At 51.1% G+C, this 26,141-nt stretch carries 25 protein-coding genes; 7 read left to right on the plus strand and 18 right to left on the minus strand.

What is annotated here, in order from left to right; all coding sequences use genetic code 11:
• Positions 1-114: 114 nt before the first annotated feature.
• Entirely contained in the window at positions 115-1,449 is a 1,335-nt protein-coding gene (locus JTN23_RS09110) for a peptidoglycan DD-metalloendopeptidase family protein (protein ID WP_247234121.1), read from the minus strand.
• Positions 1,450-1,881: 432 nt separating this feature from the next.
• Between JTN23_RS09110 and JTN23_RS09115 the strand changes: the two genes are divergently transcribed.
• Positions 1,882-3,225: an FAD-binding protein gene (locus tag JTN23_RS09115; protein WP_247234123.1), complete on the plus strand. Its 1,344-nt coding sequence runs from the start codon at positions 1,882-1,884 to the stop codon at positions 3,223-3,225.
• A gap of 70 nt (positions 3,226-3,295) precedes the next feature.
• Here JTN23_RS09115 and JTN23_RS09120 read toward each other — a convergent pair whose 3' ends face one another.
• The 4 genes from JTN23_RS09120 to JTN23_RS09135 form a co-directional block, all read right to left on the minus strand.
• Positions 3,296-3,889 (minus strand): HD domain-containing protein, encoded by a 594-nt coding sequence (locus tag JTN23_RS09120; RefSeq protein WP_247234125.1) that lies wholly within the window; start codon positions 3,887-3,889, stop codon positions 3,296-3,298.
• Positions 3,890-3,958: 69 nt separating this feature from the next.
• Entirely contained in the window at positions 3,959-4,435 is a 477-nt protein-coding gene (locus JTN23_RS09125; protein ID WP_247234127.1) for a hypothetical protein, read from the minus strand.
• A 31-nt stretch (positions 4,436-4,466) separates the two neighbouring features.
• On the minus strand, positions 4,467-6,050 hold the full coding sequence (locus JTN23_RS09130) for a glycoside hydrolase (protein WP_247234129.1): 1,584 nt from the start codon (positions 6,048-6,050) through the stop codon (positions 4,467-4,469).
• 72 nt (positions 6,051-6,122) lie between these two features.
• Entirely contained in the window at positions 6,123-7,106 is a 984-nt protein-coding gene (locus JTN23_RS09135) for a GlxA family transcriptional regulator (protein ID WP_247234131.1), read from the minus strand.
• A 190-nt stretch (positions 7,107-7,296) separates the two neighbouring features.
• Here JTN23_RS09135 and JTN23_RS09140 point away from each other — a divergent pair, with 190 nt between their 5' ends.
• The 5 genes from JTN23_RS09140 (at position 7,297) to JTN23_RS09160 (ending at position 10,865) form a co-directional block, all read left to right on the plus strand.
• Entirely contained in the window at positions 7,297-7,827 is a 531-nt protein-coding gene (locus JTN23_RS09140) for an SRPBCC family protein (protein ID WP_247234133.1), read from the plus strand.
• Positions 7,828-7,906: 79 nt separating this feature from the next.
• Positions 7,907-8,338, plus strand: coding sequence for a VOC family protein (locus JTN23_RS09145; protein ID WP_247234136.1), 432 nt, complete (start codon positions 7,907-7,909; stop codon positions 8,336-8,338).
• 99 nt (positions 8,339-8,437) lie between these two features.
• Positions 8,438-9,304: a ThuA domain-containing protein gene (locus JTN23_RS09150; protein WP_247234138.1), complete on the plus strand. Its 867-nt coding sequence runs from the start codon at positions 8,438-8,440 to the stop codon at positions 9,302-9,304.
• A gap of 59 nt (positions 9,305-9,363) precedes the next feature.
• Complete coding sequence (locus tag JTN23_RS09155) at positions 9,364-9,753, plus strand: VOC family protein (protein WP_247234140.1); 390 nt, start codon at positions 9,364-9,366, stop codon at positions 9,751-9,753.
• A 119-nt stretch (positions 9,754-9,872) separates the two neighbouring features.
• Complete coding sequence (locus tag JTN23_RS09160) at positions 9,873-10,865, plus strand: sugar phosphate isomerase/epimerase family protein (protein WP_247234142.1); 993 nt, start codon at positions 9,873-9,875, stop codon at positions 10,863-10,865.
• A gap of 66 nt (positions 10,866-10,931) precedes the next feature.
• Here the strand turns inward: JTN23_RS09160 and JTN23_RS09165 are convergent, their stop codons facing one another.
• The 11 genes from JTN23_RS09165 to JTN23_RS09215 all read right to left on the minus strand — a co-directional run bounded on the left by JTN23_RS09165 (position 10,932) and on the right by JTN23_RS09215 (position 20,846).
• A complete protein-coding gene (locus JTN23_RS09165; protein ID WP_247234144.1) occupies positions 10,932-11,543 on the minus strand; it encodes a class I SAM-dependent methyltransferase in 612 nt (203 codons plus the stop codon).
• Positions 11,544-11,619: 76 nt separating this feature from the next.
• Positions 11,620-12,186, minus strand: coding sequence for a DUF2911 domain-containing protein (locus tag JTN23_RS09170; RefSeq protein WP_247234146.1), 567 nt, complete (start codon positions 12,184-12,186; stop codon positions 11,620-11,622).
• A 142-nt stretch (positions 12,187-12,328) separates the two neighbouring features.
• The gene (locus tag JTN23_RS09175; protein ID WP_247234148.1) at positions 12,329-12,853 is read right to left on the minus strand and encodes an Ivy family c-type lysozyme inhibitor; all 525 of its coding nucleotides are present in this window, start codon (positions 12,851-12,853) and stop codon (positions 12,329-12,331) included.
• A 161-nt stretch (positions 12,854-13,014) separates the two neighbouring features.
• Positions 13,015-14,415, minus strand: a complete 1,401-nt coding sequence (locus JTN23_RS09180) for a sodium:solute symporter family protein (protein ID WP_247234150.1) — start codon at positions 14,413-14,415, stop codon at positions 13,015-13,017.
• A complete protein-coding gene (locus tag JTN23_RS09185) occupies positions 14,412-14,621 on the minus strand; it encodes a hypothetical protein (protein WP_247234152.1) in 210 nt (69 codons plus the stop codon). The genes JTN23_RS09180 and JTN23_RS09185 overlap by 4 nt, the downstream gene beginning before the upstream one ends.
• Before the next feature lie 20 nt (positions 14,622-14,641).
• Positions 14,642-15,412, minus strand: a complete 771-nt coding sequence (locus tag JTN23_RS09190; protein WP_247234154.1) for a 3-ketoacyl-ACP reductase — start codon at positions 15,410-15,412, stop codon at positions 14,642-14,644.
• A 2-nt stretch (positions 15,413-15,414) separates the two neighbouring features.
• Complete coding sequence (locus JTN23_RS09195) at positions 15,415-16,560, minus strand: Gfo/Idh/MocA family protein (protein ID WP_247234156.1); 1,146 nt, start codon at positions 16,558-16,560, stop codon at positions 15,415-15,417.
• Positions 16,561-16,910: 350 nt separating this feature from the next.
• A complete protein-coding gene (locus JTN23_RS09200; RefSeq protein WP_247234158.1) occupies positions 16,911-17,726 on the minus strand; it encodes a sugar phosphate isomerase/epimerase family protein in 816 nt (271 codons plus the stop codon).
• Between the two features lie 109 nt (positions 17,727-17,835).
• Positions 17,836-19,230 carry a glycosyl hydrolase gene (locus JTN23_RS09205; RefSeq protein WP_247234160.1) on the minus strand — a complete coding sequence of 465 codons (1,395 nt, stop codon included), beginning with the start codon at positions 19,228-19,230 and terminating at the stop codon, positions 17,836-17,838.
• 89 nt (positions 19,231-19,319) lie between these two features.
• Positions 19,320-20,258, minus strand: coding sequence for a helix-turn-helix domain-containing protein (locus JTN23_RS09210; RefSeq protein ID WP_247234162.1), 939 nt, complete (start codon positions 20,256-20,258; stop codon positions 19,320-19,322).
• Positions 20,259-20,276: 18 nt separating this feature from the next.
• Positions 20,277-20,846 (minus strand): DUF4126 domain-containing protein, encoded by a 570-nt coding sequence (locus JTN23_RS09215; protein ID WP_247234164.1) that lies wholly within the window; start codon positions 20,844-20,846, stop codon positions 20,277-20,279.
• Between the two features lie 171 nt (positions 20,847-21,017).
• Between JTN23_RS09215 and JTN23_RS09220 the strand changes: the two genes are divergently transcribed.
• Complete coding sequence (locus tag JTN23_RS09220; RefSeq protein WP_247234166.1) at positions 21,018-22,790, plus strand: ABC transporter ATP-binding protein; 1,773 nt, start codon at positions 21,018-21,020, stop codon at positions 22,788-22,790.
• Between the two features lie 95 nt (positions 22,791-22,885).
• Here JTN23_RS09220 and JTN23_RS09225 read toward each other — a convergent pair whose 3' ends face one another.
• Entirely contained in the window at positions 22,886-25,450 is a 2,565-nt protein-coding gene (locus JTN23_RS09225) for a penicillin-binding protein 1A (RefSeq protein WP_247234168.1), read from the minus strand.
• Positions 25,451-25,531: 81 nt separating this feature from the next.
• On the minus strand, positions 25,532-26,029 hold the full coding sequence (msrB, locus tag JTN23_RS09230; RefSeq protein ID WP_247234170.1) for a peptide-methionine (R)-S-oxide reductase MsrB: 498 nt from the start codon (positions 26,027-26,029) through the stop codon (positions 25,532-25,534).
• Positions 26,030-26,141: the final 112 nt, after the last annotated feature.

The raw sequence follows: 26,141 nt of genomic DNA on the forward strand, positions 1-26,141 counted from the left end.
CGCTGCCTTAGAGTAAGGCTAGCATTTTTATGGAGTTTCATAACCAACATAAACTATAAATTTTATACCAAATATTCTATAACCTTAGTAACCAGTACACCTAACAACTAGTAGCTATATCTTCTCGTCAAGAACTGACTCTTTGGCCGCCAGCATATCCTGCCTGGTACCATTGACATCCATCGCCTCCATACGTCCGATGATATCTTCTTTGGCGGCCTGGAAAGCCAGTTGATATTTCTTGGTAACGGGCTCGGCCAGGGGCAGTTTTTCTTTCAGGGCATCTACCTGCACACCATTCTTCCAGAAGCGGAAGCATAGATGTGGTCCGCTGGAAAGTCCTGTGCTGCCAACGTAGCCAATGGTTTGTCCCATGGCCACGCGGGTACCACTACGAATACCCTTAGCAAACTTCGACATGTGCAGGTATTGTGTAGTATAGGTCTTGTTGTGCCTGATCTTTACGTAGTTACCGTTTCTGCTGCTATAGCCTGCTTCTACAACTACACCATCACCTACGGTGCGGATAGGGGTACCGGTGGGAGCCGCAAAATCAGTACCTAGGTGCGCCTTGAATATCTTCTGTACCGGGTGGAAGCGGCTTTGGGTAAAGCGGGAGCTGATGCGGCTGTACTCTACCGGTTCTTTCAGAAAAGCCTTCTTGAAGCTTTTGCCGTCCTGGTCATAATAGCTGATACCATTGCCCTGGTCAATGCCGATGGCGTACAGTTGCTGACCCTTATGCTCAATAAACGCACCCTTCAGCTGCCCCTGCTCAATGGTTTTGCCATTGACCTGTTTCTCTTCAAAGATAAGCTTAAAGGTATCTCCCGCCTGGATACGGTTCAGGTCGAGACGCCAGCCGTAAATATCCGCCAGCTTATTCACCAGTTTAGCTGAGCCACCTGCTTTCAGTACCGATTGGTAGAGGGAGCCTCTGATCTCGCCGACCAGTTCGCGCTCTACTACTTCTATCTCGCGCTGGTGTTTGATTACATTAAGGCTATCACGCAGATCATAGATGACGTAGTGTACATCATCCGGCTCATAAATAAAGTACTGTGCGGTACTGGCCGCATCCTGGGCATGGAGTAGGGTATAATTGCGGCGGGGACGGATGCCTCGAACATTGAATACATCTTTGGCTTTCTGTGCCAGCTCATGAACCGTAGCCGGATCTATGTTATAAGCGGCCAGAATGGTAGAGATAGTTTCACCCGACTTTACCACACCTTCCACGATCTCAAGCGAGTCGGTAGGTATGCCGTATACTAAGGGAGCGGGCTTGCGGGGAGCCGGAGCGGCGGGCTTAGGTGCCACCACAACTTCGGGATCTTGGGACTTAAAAATAGGACCGCTAAAATCGAAAAAAATAGACTGAGCGGCGGTAAAAATAAAGAGGGATACTAAGGCAACTACAAGGGCAAGACCTTTACTACGTCTGATCATCACAAAAAATCCTGGGGTTACACTTGGGTTTACTAACCGCAAAAGTACCACCTAAAGATTTTACAAAAAAATGAAAATTTGCACAATAATCTGATTGTTAACTAGTTGAGTCGTATGTAACTTTGATAAATTAAAGATAAAATTGGAGGATAGTAATTTTGACGTATATAATCAAAGGTACTTCCATATTAGAAGGGATAGAAGCGAGGCGGATTTTTTCAATCTGAAATAGGCATTTCAGCAAGCTTTTGGAGAGAAAGAGAGCAGAATCAAAAGTTTATTAGTGACAGAATAGTAGTAGTTGTTCATAGGAGAACAGAAAAGGAAGCAGCACCATTTTCTACTAAAATCCTATATTTACAAAAGCAGCCCGGATAAAACATGAGTTGTTCCTGGACCGTATTTTGCCCCGCCTTATTTGTAGCAGCACCTATGGAAAGAAGACCCTTTATAAAGCTATCGTCGGCGGTTACCGCCGGCAGTACCCTGATGCCGGTAACTGACTGGTTTTCGGCGGATCCCCTGAAGAACTGGGCCGGAAATATAACGTATAGTACCTCCAGCGTGTCATATCCTGCCTCGACTGAAGACGTAAAGGCGCTGGTCAGGAAACTTCCGAAGCTGAAAGGGCTGGGTACCCGCCATTGTTTTAACCGGATTGCCGATAGCCGGGAGCATCTGCTTTCGACCCGGGTGTTGAATAAGGTGGTTGAACTGGACACCCGGGCCGGTACCGTCACGGTAGAGGGAGGCATCAAGTACGGCGAACTAGCCCCCTACCTGCACGAAAGAGGTTATGCCTTGCCCAACCTGGCTTCGCTGCCCCATATTTCGGTGGCGGGCTCGGTGATCACCGGTACCCACGGCTCCGGCGTCGCCAACGGTAATCTGGCTACGTCGGTAGTTGCGCTGGAATTAGTGGATGCCAATGGTCAGGTACACCAAGTGTCGAAAGAAAAGGATGCTGATAGATTTGATGGCGTCGTGGTAGGACTGGGCGCTCTGGGAATCATGACCAAAGTAACGCTGGCGCTGCAACCCACCTTTCAGATGCGGCAGTACGTGTACGAGCAGCTACCCATGTCCCAACTCAAAGAGCATTTTGATAATATTATGTCCGCCGGGTATAGCGTAAGCCTGTTTACCGATTGGCGAACGGATAAGGTAAACGAGGTGTGGATCAAAAGCCGGGAGGAGGGAGACAATTTTGCCACAAAGCCGGAATTCTACGGAGCCAAAGCAGCTACCCGCCACCTGCACCCGATTGCCGAACTCTCCGCCGAAAATTGCACCGAACAAATGGGCGTTCCCGGTCCATGGTACGAGCGGTTGCCGCACTTCAAGATGGGCTTTACGCCCAGCAGTGGGGTAGAGTTACAGTCGGAGTACTTTGTGCCGCGCCAGCAGGCGGTGGAGGCGATTCAGGCGGTGGCTCGTCTGGGCCAACAAGTCAGCCCGCACCTCCTGATTTCGGAAATACGCACCATTGCGGCCGATACCCTCTGGATGAGTCCCTGCTACCAGCGGCCCAGCGTAGCCATTCATTTTACCTGGAAACAGGACTGGCCCGCAGTGAGCAAGCTCCTGCCCGTTATTGAAAAGGGGTTGGCCCCTTTCGGAGCCCGGCCCCACTGGGGTAAGCTGTTTACGATGGCCCCTGATGTACTGGCGTCGCGTTACGAGCGGTTGCCGGATTTCAAGAAGCTGGTGAGTCAGTACGATCCCAAAGGGAAGTTCCGGAATGAATTCCTTGATACCACTCTTGCTTTACACTAAGCGCACTACGGCTGAAATGCAGGAGCTAAAACTGGTGGGATGCTGGCGGCTGCATCGGCGACTGTCTACCTTACTCTTTTTTCAATATTCCTCTTTCAACACTTTCATTTAACAACTGCTCTGCATATTCCCAAATACGCGAAGAGCCCCGTTTGATCACCTGTTTTTTGTGATAGACCTGATCAAAGCCTATCCCAAACTCACTCCAGGTACCCCCGTTATTCGACACATTCTGGAGCAGGGGCTCTAACCGGTCCATGGCTCTGGCAAACTTAGCCTCATTGGTTTCCTGTTCTTCAAACTCCTCCCAGATCGCTATTAATTCCTGGGCCTGATCATCGGGAAGTAAGCCAAAGATCCGTTCTGCGGCCTCTCTTTCTTCCTGCGTATTGTCGTGGCTTTTCTGCGTATCATAAATGAATGTATCCCCAGCGTCAATCTCAACTATATCATGAATTAAGAGCATTTTTACAACCCTCAGGACGTCAATAGGTGAGTTAGAATGCTCTGATAATATAATGGCCATCATGGCCAGATGCCAGCTATGTTCAGCATCATTTTCGGGTCTGTCGCTGTTAAGGAGCTTGGTCTTACGTACGATGTATTTGAGTTTATCAATCTCCTTTATAAACTCTATCTGTTTGAGTAATTGGTCGGGCTGCATAGTAACTTTTTGGCAAAGGTACGTATAATGTGCCGGAAGGGTATTGTATTACGCTGATATAGCCTTACACTAGAACTCATGTACTGGTGCGGGATTTGCCTTTTCTATATCTTTTAAGTAGTCCATCATTTTCAACAAATCTGTATTTATGGAAATTGTATCCGCAAACTCATGTAGTTCGTCTGGAGTCATAGCCACGCCTATCATATAACCGCTACTCATTTCCTCTCCAAAATACAGTGCGTTATATTCTTGATAATACATATAGAACGTGCATGTACCACTGGTGTGCGCAATAACATCGAAATGTTTTCTTTGAAACCAGCTGTCTTTTACCATTGCACTAAGCGCTTTTAAACTTTGTGCTGCGGCTTCGTCACAACTTTTTACTGGTATATATTGAATATGGCTTGTTTCATATTGATCCCATAAAAAGATCAGTGTTATGAACAGTAAGAAGCCGAGCGCAACTCGCTTCAATATCTTCCAATAGTCCGAGCGGCGGCCCTGTCCACTCAGCCTGTCAGTAGTTTCAAACCTGTTCATCTAATAAAAATAATATCTTCGGATCAAGTACCTACTCATTCACGACCAGCGTAGTAATAGAGCGCGGGGGTAGGCTGATGGCCTGATTTAGTTTCCCGGCCGGATACGGCTTGAGGTTTTCGTCTGGGTCGGCCGTGGTAACGTAGCGGGTATAGGTAGTACCTTTTTTAGTGTTTTTTACATCCAGTTGCAGACTTCGAACCTCGGGCTGGTAATTAATGGCTACCACCACTAGTTTTCCTTTCTCACCCGAGTAGGCTGACACCATCACCTGCTGGGCCGCTTCCACGGCGGTTAGGTTATCGCTCCGTTGTGTCAGGACCCGGTGCATACCCGGCCTTACAAACAGGCTGTAATGCCCGAGGGCCCAGAGGTTTTTGGTTTGGGAATAAGTACCATCGGTATGGTCAGCGTTGGGTTGCAGGGCTATGAGGTAGTACCGGGTGTCAAATTCAGCCCGTCCGGGTTCGAAAGCATTCCAGAATTGCCAGGCTCCGGCGTTGGCTACCGTCAGGTCCTGGTGGATGATCTTGGCCAGGAACAGGCCGCAGTCCATGGCCGAGCGTCGGGCTTTGGTACCTTCCCGGAAGCCATCGGCCAGCATGGAGTACTCCGACTGCCAGAACCGGACCCCATACCGGGCCGCCGTGTCGGCTACCTGCTTCCGAACGGCTACTATGGCGCTGTCGCCGTTATCGGTAAAGTAGCTGTGGCCCACCACCAGTTTGGGTACATGGTTCAGACTACCTAGATTCAGCGGACTGTTCTTTCCGTAGAAGTGCTGGATTTGCTGCGAAGTACCTGAGGTACCTCCGTACAGAAAATTAAGCTGAGCGGCTTCGGGGGCAATGATCTGAGCAGACAGTTTTTTCCGCTCCAGCGACTGGTCGAGTGCCTTTACTACCCGCGCTATTTCTTCATTCCGCCAAGGGCTGCCTTCCTGCTTGGCTTCCCCGATTTTTCCGGTCCAGTCCCACTGGGGCTCATTGACCGGGCTGATGTACTGAAACCGCAGGCCTTCCGCTTCGTAATAACGGAGTACCTCAGTCAGAAAATCCACATAGGCATCGTACTTGTCGTCTTTCAGGTTGGATCGGTAGTCTTTTTCCGTCTTGAAACCCAGACCGTTCTTGGTGAACTGTACCGGTGGCGTGTTGGAGAAGGCAATGAGATTTTCCACCCCGTACTGTTTTGCTTTTTTCAGAAACCAGGTATAGCCTACCTGTTTGTTCCAGTCGTAGGTACCATCCTCATTCAGAAAGTCTTCCACCCGGCGGTTTACGTCCCGGATGCCACTGCCGTCGCCCTGCTCGGCCGTACCCCCGCCAATATTAAAGCGCCAGGCTGATAGCCCAATGCCCCGCGGATTGCCCTGCGCATCACGTTCCCGGCTGAAAAGCAGTTCAGCAATCCGCTCTCTCTTTTCGGCGGGCCAGTGCTTACCAATGCCTTCGGCGTACCAGCAGCCCGCGGCGCCAAAGTTGTCGATCAGCTGCGCCCGGTTTTTGGTGTCAATGGTAACAACCAGCGGTTTCTGTTTCGCTTTTTGGACCTGGCTTAATGTGGGAGAAAGAGCAGAAAAAACTACTAAAAACAGGATCAGGTACTTTTTCATGAATGCGGTAAATGGGAGTAGGCTGACTTGGGTCTAGTAGTCAGGTTTGAATAAGACAGTTATTCAACACGATTACCCGTACACGACCTCTTCCCGATTGTATTTCTGGCGGTACTGTACGGGCGAAAGGCCGGTGATTTTCTTGAAGGTAGTTCGGAAGGCCTTTGGGTCGGTGTAGCCAACGTTGTACATCACTTCGTTTACATTTTCGCGCGACGACTCCAGACTCATTTTGGCGGCTTCTATTTTGACCCGTTGGATGTATTCAACAATGGAGTTGGCCGTAGCTTTTTTGAAGCGGCGTTCCAAGTTGCGGCGGCTCAGGGCCAGCCGGTTGGCCAGTTCTTCTACGGTGATCCGCTCCTGGTAGTTTTGCTCGATAAATTCCTGCGCGGCTTTGATCTCGGCATCTTCGTGGTCTTTCTGTCCATTAAAGATCACAAAGGGCGACTGGCTGCGGCGCTCGATGTCGATCTGGAAGGCTTTGGACATAAACACGGCCACATCACGGCCCACGTGCTTCTCGATCAGGTACAGGATCAGGTTGAGGTACGAAAAGGCTCCGCCGCTGGAGTAGATGCCCAGCTCGTCGGTAATGATCCGGTCCTGCACCAGATCCACCTCCGGAAACATCCGGCGGAAATCATGGGCGGCCATCCAGTGGGTAGCACATTTACGACCATTGACCAATCCGGTAGTGGCAAGCAGAAACGCACCTACGCACAAGCTGGCTACCTCGGCGCCTGCCTGGTACTGGCTGATGATCCAGGGGATGAAATCCCGATTGGCATCCAGCGTCTTGCCCATATCGCCATCCAGCGCCGGAATGATGATCAGGTCGGTATGGGCTACGTCACTGATCAGTAGGTCGGTATTGACGGTGTAGATACCTCCGGCTACTGTGACTCCCCTGGAGAGCCCTACTAGCTGGATGTTAAACATAGCCGGGCTTCCCTTGCTCTTTAAGAGCTTATTGACTTCGGTAAGTACCTGACGGGGCCCTTCGACGCTGCCCAGAATAGCGCCTTGAGGAACCAGGATGGAGATGTGTTTCATGTCCCAAATCTATCCAAAAAAGATGTCGCAATCAACCCCTCCAATGCCGTACTGACACCCCATCAAAAAGGTTAGTTAGCTATAAGTTTGTACTATCCAGACCGGAGTAAAAGGAGGCACGAGCAAGGGGTGATTTGTCTAGGGCTTGGATACTTATACAAAAAGTACTTGAACTAAACCTTTTATAGCAATGGAAGCAGTAACCGAAACCATGAACAACGTAGAAGTACAGGAATTGGTAATTACCCGGGTGCTGGAAGCACCCCGCGAGCTGGTGTTTAAGGTATGGACGGAGCAGGAGCATCTGGTACACTGGTGGGGGCCTAAGGGTATGAACCTGGGGGTGTCAAAGCTGGAGTGCTACCCCGGTGGCATGTTTCATTACAGCATAGCGGCGCCCAATGGGCTGAACATGTGGGGGCGATTTATCTACCTCGACATTCTGGCCCCACAGCAGATCGTGTACATCAGCTCCTTTTCGGATGAGGAAGGCCAGCTAACCCGCGCTCCGTTCAGCTCCACCTGGCCGCTGGAAGTACATAATGTCCTGACGCTGACTGAGCAGAACGGTACTACCCTTCTGACGCAACGAAGTGTACCCATCAATGCCACGGACGAAGAGCAAAAGACCTTTCTGGATATGCACCGGTCTCTGGAACAGGGCTTCAATGGTACCTTTGAGCAGCTGGAAGCTTATCTGACAGAGATAACGCTTGATTAGGTACTCCTGCCTCCGGCCTTTATGCTTTATCCTACCCATCCTTCCCAACTTATTTATTCATACTAAACCAACTACCACCATGGCTACCGTTAACACTTATCTCAACTTCACGGGCAATACCGAAGAAGCCTTTAACTTCTACAAGTCCGTATTCGGAGGCGAATTCCTGGCCCTGCAGCGCTTCAAAGACACACCCGAAGCAGGTAAACTGCCGCCGGAGGACCAGGACAAGATCATGCACGTAGCCCTGCCCATTGGAGCCGGTAATGTACTCATGGCTACGGACGCGCTGGAGTCGATGGGGCATACGCTGACGGTTGGCAATAATTTCTCCATATCTATCAATACGGATAGTGAAGCAGAAGCCGACCAGCTGTTTAATGGACTGGCGGAAGGAGGACAGGTGACCGTGCCGCTCGAGAAAGCCTTCTGGAACGCCTACTTTGGGATGGTGACGGATAAGTTTGGTATTCAGTGGATGGTCAACTACGACTACAACCAGCCTAACTAGATAATTTCGAGGATTTACTTTCCTTTGCAGCCTGCTTATAAGTACTTAATGGTACCTTGTGAGCAGGCTTTTTGCCAGTAACCCTATTCACTACTTCCTATGCCGAAGTGTATCCTATCTACTAGCAAAGTACTTATTTTCTTCCCGGCCCTTTGCCTGCTGTTGCTAACTACTACGTACAGTACCCTTGCCCAACCTAGAAGTTCATCTTTTAAGGTAGTTGCCTTTTTCACGGCTCAGCGCGACCAGGCGCACATTAGTTTTGTGCAGGAGGCTAATCAGTGGTTCTCTCGAATGGCGGCTACGCATCATTTTAGCTACGATACAACCTCTAGCTGGGCCAATCTTAACGAAGCCTACTTATCAAACTACCAGGTAGTCTTGTTTCTGGATAGTCGACCGGAAGATCCGGCGCAGCGAGCGGCTTTTCAGGCCTACATGGAGAAGGGTGGTGGCTGGATGGGATTTCATTTTGCGGCCTTTGCCCTTACCCCTTCGGCCTATCCTCAGAACTGGGACTGGTACCATAATGAGTTCCTGGGCTCGGGCTCCTACGCCAGTAATACCTGGCGACCTACTTCGGCAGTACTGCGTGTAGAACATCAGCATCCGACTACCCGGCACCTGCCCCGAACGTTCAAGACCTCACCCAATGAATGGTACCGCTGGGAGAAGGACCTGCGTACCAATCCGGACATTCAGATTCTGCTGTCCATTGATCCTTCCAGCTTTCCGTTGGGTACGGGTCCCAAGCAGCACGAGATATGGCACAGTGGCTACTACCCAGTAGTGTGGACCAACAAAAAGTACCGGATGCTGTACCTGAACATGGGCCACAACGATATTGATTACGAAAATGGGACCAATAAGACCTTATCGTATACCTTTGATAACGAGGTGCAGAGTCGGCTGGTGCTGGATGGTCTGTTATGGCTGGGTCGCCAGAAGCAGGGGAGAAGGCGGTAGGCAGCGCTGCAGTCTTACCGGGATGATTTTAACTTATAAAAAACTAAACAGATAACCTCTTGAATCAACGACTGGCCCAGCTCGCTCTGGTCGTGGCCGACTACGACGAAGCAATTGAATTTTATACTCAGAAGCTCCATTTTTTCCTGCTTGAGGATACTCCATTAAGTGAATCTAAACGTTGGGTACGGGTAGCTCCGCCGGGAGGCGATGGGTGTGCCTTACTGCTGGCCAAAGCCGTCAACGAAGAACAGAAAAGCCGAATCGGGAATCAGACTGGCGGCCGGGTATTCCTCTTCCTGTACACCGATGATTTTGAACGGGACTACCAGAACCTACTCCATCACCACATACCGATTGTGAGGGGACCCGTGCAGGAGCCGTATGGCAAGGTACTTGTATTCAGCGACCTTTACGGCAACCTGTGGGACCTGATTGAACCCTCATGAAATACTTTCTTGTGAGCTTAAAGAGCTCACAAAATAAATAGTAGACAGGTAGCCGGTTAGCTTTGCCGGCTTCTGTGCTTTTATGCCCTAGTAGTACTTTCTTCAAAACCATTCAATCTATGGAAAATCAAGAGATTTCACGGCGGGACTTTTTTGGAAAATCGGCCCTGGCCCTGGCGGGTTTTAGCCTCCTTTCCGAAACTGCCTTTGGCGCACCGGCCTATATCAAGAACCTGGGTAAGCCCAACTCCCTGTTCAACGGGGTACAGGTGGGAGCTATCACCTACTCATGGCGGAGTATGCCCGGCAGTGCCGAAAACATCCTGCAGTACTGTATTGACTGTAACGTGAGCGCCATTGAGCTGATGGGCCCTGCTGCCGAGGAATTTGCCGGAGCACCCGCCGCGCCACCGCGTCCTGGTGGACCGCGTCAGCCCCTGACGGACGAGCAGAAGGCTCAGATGGCCGAGTACCAGAAGAAGATGGCTGACTGGCGTTCCAAGGTATCCATGGATAAGTTTACACAGCTCCGGAAGATGTACAACAAGGCCGGTGTGAGTATCTACGGTTTTAAGCCCAATGCCCTGGGTGTAAATAATACCGACGCAGAGGTAGACTACGCTATGCGTGCGGCCAAGGCACTTGGAGCCAACCAGGTGACGATAGAGCTACCTACCAGCGGCGACCAGACCAAGCGCCTGGGTGACATAGCGGCCCGTAACAAGGTATATGTAGGTTACCACGGGCATACCCAGCAGACGCCTACCTGGTGGGATGAAGCCCTGAGCCAGTCGAAGTACAACGCCATGAACTTTGACATGGGGCACTACGTAGCCGCGGGCTATGACCCCATTCCTCTGATTACGGAGAAGCATCAGCATATCGTAAGCATGCACACCAAAGATCGCAAGAACAAGGAAAACGGTGGAGCCAACCTGCCCTGGGGCGAAGGAGATACGCCGATCGTGGAAGTACTGCAGCTGATGCGGAAGAATAAGTATAAATTCCCGGCTACCGTAGAGCTTGAGTACGAGATACCAGCGGGCTCAGACGCGGTGAAGGAAGTAGCCAAGTGTGTAGAGTATGCCCGTAAGGCGCTGATGACTACCTAAGACTACCTTACAATTGATACTAAGAGGCCCGGCATATTATCCATGTCGGGCTTTTCTTTTGTTGTTCTAAATCTTCCGTACACACCAGGTAGTCATGCAGCGGAGGTTCTGTACATTGGTGGTCTTGATTGGTTCAAAAAGCTCTCCGCCTAGTTCCTCCGTATAACTAAGCAGCGTTTGCTCATCCACCAGGTACCTTTCCGAGCCATCTGGCAGGTAGTAGCGGCCACTTCCCAGGCTCACTACCCGATCCTCAATACCGATGGTAGAGGCCAGTCGGGCAAAGAGATAGCCGCCCGGTGCAAGTACCCGCCAGAGCGACCGCACCATGGCATCGAAATGAGCTTCATCCTGGGCAAAGTGCAGCACCGCGCTACAAATGACCAGATCAAAGGTATGGTCCGGGAAAGGCATGTCTTCTACCGGGGCAACCTGAAAATGGGTAGGAGGGAGCTGAGGAGCCACTAACTGAGCCAGTTGCTGCACCTCACGAACGGCCTGCTCGTGCAGGTCTATACCGTATACCTCAAAACCATTCTGCAGGAAGTACACCAGATTGCGGCCACCGCCGCAGCCCGCATCCAGTACATTGCGGCACAAGTCGAACCGGCCTTTCAGCAGCTGATCAAACAGGTAGATGTCAATATTCCCGAAGACTTGTTGTAGCGTTGTATTCATTGTTTAAATATAAAGGAGCCAAAGCCCCTGCACACGTAAGCATACAGGGGCTTTGGCAAACAGATTTGTCAGGCTCTTATTTGAATGTAACAGGTACCTCTACCACGGTCTGATCCCAGCCCATACGCATGACGGCGTTGTTGGTGCCGGAGCCGGCATTGGCAAACTGGATGGAGAAGTTCTCAATGGGTTCGGTGGCCTTTTTCACGGGAGCAGTCACGCGTATAACATCACTCTCGGGCTTGTGACGGAAAGCACCCCAATAATCCAGTTCGTTGTTCAGGATGATGGTCCATTCGTTCTCACCGGGAATGGTAAACAGCGAGTAAGTGCCAGCCTTTACGGGTTTACCTCCAATGGTAGCATCCTGGTAGAGTTTGATCTCTGTGTTCTCATTGGCTCCGGTACGCCATACCTTTCCGTAGGGTACCAGCTTACCAAATACCTCACGACCGTTTTTGGGCGGACGGCTGTACAGTACCCGCGCCAGTGCTTTCTCGTCGTTTGTTTTGCGGGTGTGGGCAAAGTCATCGGGGTAGTAGGCCATTTCCAGTGGACTCTTGTCCAGGCCACGGAAGGTCTGGGCTTGTACACAGAAGGTACCCAAGGTAAGGAATCCGAATAGTAGCAGTGTCTTTTTCATACAAAGTGCAGGAATTGGTAAGGGTTATAGTAAAGAGCTGTAAAATACGAATCTTTTGATGCAGGTACATAAAAAATACCGGCCCTGGCCGGTATTCTCCTGAAAGTATCTATATAGAAAGAAAGCTACCTATTCCCATTATCTACCGTTTACCTGTACCCTTACTCATCCGCTCATTGACGGAAGTAGGTACGTGCAGGGCAGCTCGTCCATTATTGGCCGGGAAGTCTTCCCGTCCGTTAGGACCGATCATGGTAGCCTGTATGACATTGGTTTTAGGATCTACGATCAAAAAGGCCGACTTATTTCCGGAGGTACTCATGGTATAGTACACCTGGTCTTTTTTCAGCGGATCCCCCTGCTTCATTACCTCTTTGAATTCATTGAGCCGGTCGCCCAGTATGACCTTAAGGCGCGTATTCAGAGGTTCTGTTTCCAGCAGGTTATTCTGACTAGGCGTTTCCCCCAGGTGACTATCCAGGTACTGCATGCTCATTTCGCCCAGGGCCTCACTGGTAGCTATGGTATCAAGAGCATTGCCATTGGCTTCCACCTTATCTGCTCTGGTAACCGGTGATTCGTTGTCTGCTACGTTCTGGGTATTGTCATTGTTGTTGCAGGCAACCATAGCGAACAGAGCCAGTGCCAGTATCATTCCTTTTTTCATGGTAGTAATCGCTTTGATTAGACATATATGAGTAGCTATACTTCTAAAAAAATCGAGCCATCAGGTACAACAGCCCTGAGGGCTGGGAAATAACAGGAGAGGAAAGAGGAGGTGGTATTACTTTAATGAAGCTTATACTATCAATAAAGAGTAGGTCAGGATCAGGAAGGAGTTGGATTGAGTAGGTGCTGGGCGGTAGCCACAACGGCCAGTAGTACAAGCAGAGCCAGGTCAGACCGGATGCCGGCCCACATATCGGGTAGGATACCACTCATGGTAGCTATGTAAGCGGCCATACTGGTTAGTGTGAGTACGGGAAGCAGGAGGGAATGCTTTCTGTCGGAAAATAGGCCCAGAAAAGTCATAGGGGCCATGAGGGCGGTACCCGCAAAGGACGTACGTGCCAGTAGTACCAGCTGGTCACTGCTCAGGATAGAGAATACCAGAGCAATAAGGGCAAATAGAAATACCGCTAGGCGCATCTTCAAAAGGGTGGAACGTTCATCGCCAGTGAGGAGTGAGTTGAGCTCAGTACCCAGCGCAAATATCTGCGAGTCGGCGGTGGAGATGGCAGCCGCCACCAGACCTATGATCACAACGGCCGCTACCACAGGATGCTGGTCAAAAATGAGGACCCGACCCAGGTACTCCGACGTGGTAGCATCGGGATAGCGCACCGCTCCGTACATACCCATGAATGCCGTGGGAAGTATGACAACAATGGCAAATACCCCCACTCCCAGTGCCATACGAAAAAGAGCGGCATCGTCTTTCATGATTACCAGACGAATGGCTACCTGCGGTTGGGTGAAAGGAATAAGTACGATAGGGATCACGGAAGCCAACAGAAATTGCGTGGTCAGCAATCCTTTGGGACCCGGCACCGACAAGAGCTGCTCATTGACCTGCCCTACGGCCGCAAACATGGGCCCGGCCCCTCCAAAGTACCTGAGGCAACCTATACCCAGGATCCAGATGGCAATGATCAGGAGGATAGACTGCAGCGTGTCACTGTAGATAATGGCTTTAAGTCCGCCCGTTTCGCTGTAAAGCAGCATCACCACTACGATGCCCAGCGACCAGCCCCAGGCCGGAAACAGGTCGGGAAAAGCTTCATTCAGAAAAATAGCTACCCCTCGTATCTGGACAGCTACATACGGTATCAGAAACAGGAAAGCGCCCACCAGGGTAGTGATACCCGCCAGCCGGTGCCCGTACAGTCTGGACATCAGCTCAGACATGCCTTTGAACTGCTGCTCGGAAGCTTTTTTTCGTAGTAAATAACCCAGGGAGATAATACCAAATACCATGGCGGTGTCGGAGATACCCAGAAAAATCCAGCCTCCGACACCGTGGGTACGAAAGAAATCAGGCATTCCCATGAGGGTAAATGCACTGAAAAGAGTAGCCGCAAATGTAAAGAATCCCAGCGCGGCCCCCAGATTACCCCCGGCCAGTAGGTATGCTCCTGCTTCACCCCGGTTTTTCTTGTGGGCATAGAGCGCCAGGGCTACCAGTATAGCGATGTACAGGAGACCGATGACCAGCAGAGCCACTTTCATGGCTTCCGGCTGGGATGATAATAGGCTCCAATAAAGACCAGCACCACAAAAAGAACACTAATCAGGATTCCGGTCCATAGCGTGTAGGGAAGGGAAAACAGACTGGGCTGTGACTGACCCACAGGAATGACCAAGGGAGTAAACGTAGCAGCAAGTAGCAGGGCGGCGAGCCAGCAGGTCAACTTCCAGATCGTACTTCGGGTCATAGTGTCATTTTTGTTCCTGCTTAAAGCCTATCAATAAGCATACCACCGTCTACCCCGATGACCTGACCGGTCGAGTAGGGGAAGTCGCCCCGGGTAAGGGCCGCTACGGCTTTGCCGATGTCTTCGGGGGTACCCCAGCGAGGCTGGAGAGCCAATCCGTTCTCGAACAACTGATTATACTTGTCCTGTACCTTGGAGGTCATGTCGGTAGCGATAATACCCGGACGTACCTCGTAGACGGGTATACCGTACTCAGCCATGCGTACCGCAAAGAGGGATGACGTCATGGCCAGACCGGCTTTGGAAATACAGTACTCACCCCGGTTAACGGATGCCACAGTAGCCGAAATGGACGTTACAAACACGATAGTAGCCTGAAAGGTGTTATCGGCCTGTCGGGCTTCGGCCATACGTCTGGCAATGGCCTGGGTAAAAAAGAAGGGACCTTCCAGATTGGTCTGCATCACTTCCCGGTAACTCTCGGGGGTAGTTTCGAGCAGGTCGAGGCGCTGGCGGGGAGCGATACCGGCATTATTGACCAGTACATTGAGCTGACCAAAGGCGGCGTAGGCGGTTTCGATGATCTGCGCGCGGTCTTCCGCTACGGCTATGTTACCCTGGCAGTACACTACTTCCACACCCATGCCCCGTAGCTCATCCAGCGTTTCCTGAGCGGCCTCTTCGGGGCGTACTCCGTTGATAGCCAGATTGTATCCTTCGCGGGCGAGGGCTTTGGCAATGCCGAGGCCAATGCCCCGGCTACCGCCTGTAACTAATGCTGTTTTCTTCATGCTTACAACTCGTCAATGTTTACCCAGCACTTTTTCTCCCAGCTCTCTATGCCTTTTTCGGCCAGCTGCACACCCTTTGCACCTTCCTTCAGGCCCCATGGGAAAGGAGTATCCTGCACCAGGTGCTTCAGGAACAGCTCCCACTGCGCCTTGAACGCATTATCGAAAGGCTCCTGCTGAGGTACTTTAGACCAGCCTTCGTAGAAATTGATCGGTTGCTCGATATCAGGGTTCCATACCGGCTTGGGTGTGTTGCCATAGTGCTGGATGTAGCACTCGCGCAGACCGGCTACGGCCGATCCCTTGGTGCCATCTACCTGCAGGGTAAGCAGGTCGTCGCGGCGTACACGTACGGTCCAGGATGAGTTGAAGTGGGCGATCACGTCCCCTTCCAGTTCAAAGGTAGCGTAGCAGGCGTCGTCGGCGGTACACTTGTAGGGTTTGCCATTTTCGTCGATACGCTCTTCGATATGCGTAGCTCCCAGACAGGATACGGCCTTCACGTTGCCGAACAGGTTGTCCAGTACGTAGCGCCAGTGGCAAAGCATATCTACAATGATACCTCCGTCGTCTTCCTTGCGGTAGTTCCACGATGGACGCTGGGCGGGTACACTGTGTCCTTCAAATACCCAGTAGCCAAACTCACCCCGTACCGACAGGATCTTTCCGAAGAAATCGTTCTCCATCAGTCGCTTTAGCTTGAGCATACCCGGCAGCCATAGTTTGTCCTGTACCACACCGTGTTTCAGGCCAGCGGCCTCGCACAGTTCATACAGTTCGAGGGCCTCCTCGGTAGTAGTGCCGGTTGGTTTTTCGCAATAAATATGCTTGCCGGCCTGGATGGCTTTCTTGATAGCAGGAGCCCGGCGACCGGTTACCTGGGCGTCAAAGTACACCTGGTAGCTAGGATCAGATAGAACCGACTCCAGATCCGTTGTGTACTTCTGTACGCCCGAACGCTTGCAGAGTTCCTGCAGCTTGGCCTCATTACGACCTACCAGGATCGGATCGGGCATGATGACTTCGTCGGCGGAAATCTTTACACCGCCCTGAGCGATGATTTCTTTGATTGAGCGCAACAGGTGCTGGTTAGTACCCATACGGCCAGTCACGCCGTTCATGATAATACCAATGGTATGCGTAGTCATGAGAATATTTTTGATTTAGTGAATTAGTGATTGAGAGAATTTTTATTGTCGAGTTTCGATTACAAAATGTCGAATTTTTTAAGCTTATGCGTAGAGGTTTATAAGAGGTTCCACAACCTGGCTTTGCATTAGTAGTTCAACATTTATCTATTCTGTTTGCTATCTGCAAAAAGCCCCATAGGGGCAACACTTCAGTAGCAGCAACGAGTCGTCAAACCGGATTCAAAGCTCCATAGGAGCGACACTTAGTGACAGGCGGCTCTTGGGTATTTATAGGCCTTTCAAAAACCGGAGCCTGTCTTATATCGCCTTAGGTTGAGGCCCTTTAAAAGCTACCAGCTAACAACTACCTACACATGCGCTACGAAAGCGTCGGTGATCTTTTTGAGGAACTCGTGCTGGTCTTGCTGCCAGTAGATGTTCGAGAAGATTTCTACTTCGCAGAAGCCCTTGAAGCCCGTTTCTTCTACCCACTGGCGGATCTGACGCAGGTCTATGCAGCCTTCGCCCATCAGGCCCCGGTCGTTGAGCAGGTCCAGCGTATTGACTTTCCAGTCGCAGACGTGGTAGGCCAGCAGATTACCGTTGGCACCACAGCGGGTTATTTCGCCCTGTAGGTTAGGCTCCCACCAGAGGTGGTATACATCCACCGCTACCCCTACGTGTGCCGAGCTGAAGGTTTCGGCCATGTCGTTGGCCTGTTTCAGCGTATTGATCGCAGAGCGGTCAGCGGCGTACATCGGGTGCAGCGGCTCGATGGCCAGCTTCACGTTCAGCTTTTCGGCCAGGGGCAGTACCGCCTCAATACCATCCCGAATCTGCTGACGCGATACGTCCAGCGACTGGTCGGGCGAAGCTCCGCACACCAGTACGATCAGGGGCGCGCCCAAAGCGGCGGCTTCTTCCAGCAGCTTGCGGTTATGATCAATGGCTTTGGCGCGTTCGGTACTGCTCGTGTGAGGGAAGAAACCACCCCGTACGTACGATACCACCTCCAGTCCCGCACTACGGATCAGCTCACCAGCCCGGTGCGGACCTATGCCTTCGATGGCATTCTGCCATACGCTTATGCCTTTGATGCCAGCCGCGGCGTAGTTCTCCACGGCCTCCGATAGCCCCCAGGGCTTGGTGGTGATCGTATGCACGCAACATCTATCTAGATTCATTTTTGAATGAGTGATTTAGTGATTTAGTGAATGAGAGAACGAGTATTTCAGGAAAAGAATGGGAGAATTCATTCATCATTCACAATTCTCCCATTATCTCATTCAAAAATTATTTTACAGCTCCCAGGTAGGTATAGTACGGCTGGTTCTGGTTGATGCGGTGCAGGTAGAGGGCTACTTCGCGGGCGTGGTAGTCGCCCCACATGCTTGATTCGCCACAAGGTACCTGCTGGCCTTCGGGGATGTAGTCCCAGCCGTTGGGACGGTGGTATACCGAGTGCAGAAGGAGACCCTGGTGCTGCGGGTCGACAGACAGGTAAGGCTCCTGGAACAGCGAGTCTACCGCCGTGAGTCCGGCCTGCCAGTAGCGATTGCCCTCTTCGGGCTGGCCCTGATCCTGAAGGTACTTACCCAGGCGCAGGAGTCCCTGTGAGCCAATGGCGGCCGCGGAGCTGTCCACCGGCTCGTAGGCGTTGTAGGGGTCTGAGGCGCGTTCGGTATAGTCGCCGAGTTGGTAAAGCTGAGGCGCGCCGGTATCCCAGTAAGGTATGCCATCGGCGGCGGTATTCTCGATATAGAAGTCGCAGGTAGCTTTGGCGGCTTTGAGGTAGATGGATTCGATGGCGCTACGCCCTCCTAATGCCGATAGTTCCTCATCGGAGAAGCTCGCCAGTGACTCCAGTTGCTCAGCAAAGCCTACCATCGCCCAGGCCAGTCCGCGGGTCCAGGTAGTAAAGCCCGAGAAGCCCTGCTGGGAGTTGGGGCTACGGAAGTTGCCGTCGTTGGTATTGAATATACTTTCGTGGGCGGTACGTCCGCGTAGATCATAGCTATCGCGGCCTTCGCCGTAGTATACCGAGTACATCGCGGTAGCGATGGAGTGCTTGGTACCCCTTTCGAGCAGACTTACTTTTATATCGTTCTCACCCATGAGGCTGTGACCCAGCCGGTGTGATACCATCAGGGCGCGTACCGAGCGAATGGTATCTACAAAGAGTGAGTGTGGACCGTTGAATGAATAGATATAGCCGCCGTTCTCCACGGGAAGGGTTTTGATATTCGTCCAGCGACGAGCCTGTACCGCACCGGAAATTTTGAGAGCTATCTCGTAGAAGTCGCGCTCCCATTTATTCTCAGGAATGCGTCCCTCATTCATCAGACGAAGCAGGTTACCGTAGGTACTTACGTTGTTGAAGCCGTGGTCGTGTACACCAAAATGTCCCACGTGTGAAGCCATCTGTGCTACCGTATGCTTCCGGGCTTCTTCCAGAAACTCCTCTTCTCCGGTAGCGTCGTACTGCAGTACCTCAGCTCCGTAGCGGAAGCCTTCGGTCCATTCGGTCCAGCCGCGGGTGGTGTACTTGCCCTGTACCGTAAATACCGGCGAGCCTTTGGTGATGTCGTACTCTTGGTTGATTAACCGGATCTTTTCGGCCGAAAGTTGCCACAGCCGGTCGATTTTGGGCTGTAAAGAGGCAGCTGTAATGTCGTTCCTGATCTTCATGTACTTCTTGGATAGTATTATTTAGATGCTTGATTCTAGGATAATACAAAGATAGAAGTAGATGAAAGGGGTTTCAAGGTACATTTTTGCTAGTGACTGGCACTTTTCCGAACTGAAACGCGGTACTCGTTAGGGGTAAGGCCGGTTTTGCGTTTGAAAATACGACCGAAGTACGAAGGGTCTTCTATGTTGATGTGATACGAGATTTCCTTGCTGCTCAACTGGGTGAATACCAGCAGCCGCTTGGCCTCCAGCAGGAGTTTATCCAGGATATATTCGCCCGCCGATACGCCCACGTGCCTCTTGATGGTTTTGCTCAGGTAATCAGGCGATACGTCCAGGGCGGCGGCGTACTGCTGTACTTCGTGCATTTCGCGGAAGTTCCTTTCCACCATTTCCCTGAACCGACCCGTCAGGTCCGACGCAGGCGCAGGAGACTGAGCACGTATTTCGGTCTGGCGGGCGGCCAGCCGCAGGCACTTCTGCAGAAAAATGTGGAGGTAAGAGCCCAGTACAGCACTGTTGTCGGTACTATTTTCCAGAAAATCACCTACCATATTTTCAAGCATATGCTGAAAGTACTTCTTGGTTTGGTCCGGTAAGGAAAGTACCGGCTCGTGGAGGCCCGTTTGAAAGAACGGTACCTGCGAAAGGGGGAGGGATTGCGGAGTCCCGTAAAAGGAATAAAATCCTTCTGAAAACGCTACGATGTAGCCCCGGCAATCGGCCGTAGGCGTAAGCAGATGTACCTTACCCGGAGGTAGAAAATGAACACTGGGCGCACTGACCGGATACGTACGAAAGTCAACTTCGTGGAAGCCCTGACCTTCTTCAAAGAACAGGATCTCGTAGTAGCTGTGCCGGTGGGGGGTATTAGTAGGTAACGGCGTAACGGGCAGCAGACCTGTTGCCTGTGTTTTGGACTCCGGACTATTTTTGAACCGGAATATCTTCAGGACGGGGGCTTCACCGGCCGCTTTCGGCAGGTTGTGGGTAGGCAGTGTGTTACTCAGGACTAATTGCTCCATAGGGTAGTGAGGGCTTGTCTATCGGGGCTGCACGCTCTTTTTTCTCCACCGGTCTATGCGCCGGAATAGCCACCAAAGTAGACCCGCAACGAGCACAAAAGCAATAATTGGCAGAAATATAGCTATGCCGGAAAGGAAGAAAGAGGCAATATTTTCAAATGTAGAAATAACCGGATTGCCCAGCCCAACGGTGGTTTTAGATGAAGCCAGCCGTAATAAACCTGTACCCGCCTGTATTAACCCGGCGCTACCACCACCCACGATCAGCCCCAGCCCCCACTGCAATACCGGACTATCTACTTCTACAAATGAAGTAGTCAATAGCGTACCCGCTGCTACCGACAGGGGAGTGGCTATGGTATCAAGCAGGTTGTCAATGAAGGGGATGTAGTAGGCGCCGATCTCGACAATGGTGGCCGTCAGTAAGGCAAAAAAGGCCGGCCAGGTAGCCAACCAGGCAAAGCCTTCGGTAGGGGTAATCCATCCGTTCATGGTGGCGATGTTAGCCAGCAACATGGGCACAAATATGCGGAAACCCGTACTGGCACTTAGCCCCAAACCCAGACAAATACTAAGGAAGAGTTCCATAGAAAGAGTACCTTTGGATGAATTACAGATGTAAAATAGAAATAAGTCCCGAATCTACCCTTACCAGTGACTACTACTCACCCGCGGATTGTAGCATTGAGAGAGTAGCTGTAACTTTCGTTACTTTTTTAGTGTTAGAAAAAACATACCAGAAACTACTTTTCTTCACCCGTGAATCAGGAAACCAAAAGCGGCCAAATATTCGATCTGCCTACGCTGAGGCGTCTGTATACCTTCGTAGGGCCGTACAAAAAGCAATTTTACCTGCTGATCTTTATCATCATGGTCAGTGCGGTACTGGCTCCGGTCATTCCGCTGCTGATCAAGTACACTATAGATGAGCCCATCGCTAAGGGTAACTACAACCAGCTGGCCCTGATGCTGGGCATCATGATAGTGGTACTGGTGGTGCAGGGATTAGTACAGTTTGTCAATACCTACCTGTCGGGCTGGTTGGGGCAGTACATCATCCGGGATATACGGGTGCAGCTGTACGAGAAGATCGTTAACCTCCGTCTCAAGTTCTTTGATAATACGCCCATCGGCCGGTTGGTAACCCGGACCATTTCGGACATCGAAACCCTTTCCAATGTATTCAGTGACGGTATGGCGGCCATAGCGGGTGATATCCTGCAGCTGGTCCTGATCATATCGGTTATGTTCTATACCGACTGGAAGCTGTCGGTAATCAGCCTTTCGATGATTCCGCTGATGCTGATCAGTACGTACATATTCAAGGAGAAGATCAAAGATGCCTTCAATGAAGTACGGGCGGCGGTATCTAACCTCAACTCGTTTGTGCAGGAGCACATTACGGGCATGAGCATTGTCCAGATATTCAGCAGTGAAAAGATTGAGTACGAGAAGTTCAGGGAGATTAATACCCAGCACCGCGACTCCAACATCCGCTCTATCCTGTACTACTCTATCTACTTCCCCGTAGCGGACGTTATTGCGGCGGCGGGTACGGGTCTGGTGGTATGGTACGGCTCGCAGCAGATCCTGAACCACGAGGTTACCTTCGGTACCGTGACGGCCTTCGTGATGTTCATTAACCTGTTCTTTCGGCCTATCCGGCAGCTGGCCGATCGCTTCAATACCCTGCAGATGGGTATTGTAAGTACCGACCGTATCCTCAAACTACTGGATAGCGATGAATATACTGCCAATGAGGGAACACATAATCCGGATACGATCAAGGGTAATGTGGAGTTTAAGGATGTATGGTTTGCCTATAATGACGAAGATTATGTGCTCAAAAACATCAACTTCAAGGTCAACGAGGGCGAGACAGTAGCCTTTGTCGGAGCTACGGGAGCGGGCAAATCATCCATTATCAACCTGTTGAGCCGCTTTTATGATATCAATAAGGGCAATATATACATTGATGGAGTAGAGGTACATGATTATGAACTAGGTGCTCTGCGTCGTAACATTGGGGTAGTACTACAGGATGTATTCCTGTTCTCGGATACCATCGAAAATAACATTCGTCTGGGGAATCCGGATATTACCCACGAGAAGATCGTGGAGGCGGCCAAGCTGGTAGGAGTACATGAGTTTATTGAACGCCTGCCCGGTGGCTACCAGTACAACGTGATGGAGCGGGGTTCGACGCTATCGGTAGGACAGCGGCAGCTGATATCGTTCGTGCGGGCGATGGTACACGATCCCCGGATCATAGTACTGGACGAGGCTACCTCGTCGGTAGATTCCGAAACGGAAGAGTTGATCCAGAAGGCGATTGAAAAACTGATGGAAGGCCGTACCGCCATTGTGATTGCCCACCGGCTTTCGACCATTCAGGAGGCTGATAAGATTATAGTAGTAGATAAAGGGGAAATCAAAGAAGAAGGTACCCACGAGAAGCTACTCGAGAAGAATGGCTTCTACGCCAACCTGTACCGGATGCAGTACAAGGATGTACTCAAAATAGCCGGATAATTATTCAGCGTGCTCAGGAAGTGTAGAATCATGAAATGATTGAATAGAAAAAGGGAAGGCTGCTAAGCCTTCCCTTTTTAGTTTTAGTTATTGTATCAGAAGTTTCTTCGAACAGAATCAATACCCGGTAGTGGCGGTGGTGGCGGACCGAAGTCAATCTCTTCCTCCTCAATCGTTTCGGTACTGTCCGGTTCGAATTCCAGCGAATCGGGTCGGGCTTCGTACACCGGTGTACAGTTGATATCCTTATTAACCGGGAAGCTAGGCTTGGGAAAAGGCCCTCGCTCCAGACCAACCGATTTATCCTTGTATACCCTTTCCAGGAAGCTGCCTACTAGCGGCAGGGCCGTCTTGGCACCTTCACCCAGGCGGGTACTCCGGAAGTGAATACTACGGTCGTCGCCACCTACCCAGGCTCCGGCTACCAGGTCACGGGTAACGGCGATAAACCAGCCGTCGGAGTTGTTGGAAGTAGTACCGGTCTTGCCGCCTATTTCGTTGCCATTCTTGGCTACCTCCGGGAACAGCCAGCGTATGCTGGATGAAGTACCCCCCGATTCTTCTACACCTCCTTTGAGCATATGCACCATCAGGTAGGCCGACTCAGGTTTGATCGCCTGGCGGTGCTCGGGTACAAACTCTTCGATGACGGTACCATTGCGGTCTTCGATGCGGGTTACCAGGATCGGCTCGGTGTAGATACCACTGTTGACAAAGGCACTATACGCAGCCACCATATCGTACAGACTGACATCAAACGGTCCCAGACCTATGGAAGGTACCGGTTCCAGCGGGCTGCTGATACCGAGTTTTTTGGCGTACTTGGCTACGTTGGCAGCACCCACTTGATCCGTGAGGGAGGCCGTGATGGAGTTGACTGATTGCGCCAGGGCTCTCCGTAAGGTCATGTTGGAGTAAGAGAAGTACCCCGTTGAGTTCTTGGGTCTCCACACCGTCTTTTTACCATCCTGCTCTACTTCTTTCTGGAAAGGTCTATCCTGAATCCTGTCACAGGGGCCCATGTTGAAGGTTTCATCATCAATGGCCGTAGCGTACACAAATGGCTTAAAGGTAGAGCCGGGCTGGCGTTTGCCCTGTTTTACGTGGTCGTATTTAAAGAAATCGTAGTTCAAGTCACCGACCCAGGCTCTGATATGACCCGTGTACGGGTTCATGGCCATCATACCGGCTCTAAGTACCCGCTTGTAGTAGTTGAGCGAGTCCATCGGGCTCCAGAACTTGGTCATTTCACCACCCGTTTTCCAGTCATACACTACCATCGTATCCTTCTTATTGAGGTAGTGGTTGATGGAGTCGGGTTGGTTAGGGAAGCGGGCAGCTAGGGTCTGGTAGCGGCGGGTACGCTTTACTACGTTTTCCAGGAAGTCCTGAATCTCTTTACCGTTTTCATCCACCCACGGATTCTTATTCCCCCAGTGATCTTCAAACACACGTTGTAGCTGCTGCATTTTCTGGGATACGGCATCCTCGGCGTGGGCCTGCATCCGGGAGTCAATGGTAGTATATATTTTCAGACCATCGGTGTAGAGGTCATAGCCATTTTTCTCCCCCCATTCCTTGACAAAATCCACCACCGCGTTTTTGAAGTAGTTGGCGTTGCCGTCATAGGGAGTCTCAAAGTTGGTTTTCAGCTCGATGGGGAGCTGGCTGATCGAGTCGGCCTGCTCAGGCTTGATATAACCATACTTGGCCATCTGGCTGATCACCACATCGCGGCGCTCCTTGGAGCGCTTGGGGTTACGGATGGGGTTGTAGGTAGTTGTGGCTTTCTGCAGACCTACCAGTACGGCGGCTTCCTGTACATTGAGGCTGTCCGGCGATTTGCTGAAGTAGGACTTGGTGGCCGTGTTGATCCCGTAGGTATTATTACCATAATCTACGGTATTGAAGTACATGGTCAGGATTTCCTGCTTCGTAAAGTTACGCTCCAGTTTTATAGCCGTCAGCCATTCTTTGGTTTTATAAATAACGGTACGCACCACGGGAACATAACCCAGTGCCCCCCGTGCCGAAGTACGACGGGTTTTGAATAGTTTTTTAGCCAGCTGCTGGGTAATGGTACTTCCACCTCCGCGGTCGGTGGCACCGGTTACAATACCTACGGCCACGGCACCGAGTGCCTTATAATCAATACCGGAGTGGTTATAAAAGCGGATGTCTTCGGTCGCGATCAGGGCATCTATCAGGTGCGGCGAAATCTTCTCGAAAGGAACGGGCGTACGGTTCTCGGTGTAGAACTTACCGATCATCACGCCATCCGACGTATAGATCTCCGACGACTGCGCTACCCTCGGGTTCTGCAGGTCCTCTACGCTGGGCATGCTGCCCATGAGCCACAGAAAATTGGTCTCCACGCAAAAGATATAAAAAACACCAAATAGCAGACCGTACAAAAAGAACTGCCAGGTGCGTACGATGGGGCGATAGTAAGGTGAGTCGCGGTCAACGTTGCGGTCCCAGTACTGGCGTATCTTAGAGTAGCGATAGTGTACCTGTGACCGGAAGCGATCCACCCGCTCTTTACCGGCAATCCTGGTGGCTATGCCATAGAACAGATTGCTCAGAGCGGTCTTAATCTGATGTACAAAGTGTTGAAGTACGGTACTTAGTTTTCTAAAAAAAGCTCGTATAGCTTCCATCAAGCGAATTAGTTCATTGGGGTCAAATATAACGAAAGCCGAACGATAACTGGTACGTTCGGCTCCATTACATATGGTTTATTATTTCTTCTCAAAGCTCAGAGCTACCCCGTTGAGGCAATAACGAAGACCCGTTGGAGCTGGTCCATCGTCAAAAACGTGACCCAGATGTCCGCCACAAACCTTGCAGAGTACTTCGGTCCGGGTCATGCCCAGTTCATGATCCGGCCGTTCTTCTACGTTATTGGAAAAGAGTGGTTTATAGAAGCTGGGCCAGCCGGTGCCGGAGTCAAACTTATGCTGTGAGCTGAACAGCGGCGTATTACAGGCAGCGCACTTGTACACGCCTTTCTGCTTATTGGCATTGTATGGACTGGTAAATGCGCGCTCGGTACCTTTTTCGCGAAGTACATAATATTGCTGGGCGCTCAGCTGTTTTTTCCATTCGTCACTGGTTTTCTGTACCTGACGAACGGGCTCTTTATCCTGCTCTTTCTGCTTTTGCGCGTTGGTGGTGCACGAAAAGGAAAGCAGTCCCAAAAGGGTACTGACCAAGACTACCAATCGTATCTGTTTCATAGGGTAACGCTGCTTGATTTATGGTTGAAGCTTTTTAGATCAGAACGCTCACGGGAGGGGCTGATCAGCTCTTGAAGCCATATAAATAAACGTTGAAACAAGAGGAATGGTT

The sequence above is a fragment of the Telluribacter roseus genome (genome assembly GCF_017355915.2).
Lineage (GTDB): Bacteria > Bacteroidota > Bacteroidia > Cytophagales > Spirosomataceae > Telluribacter.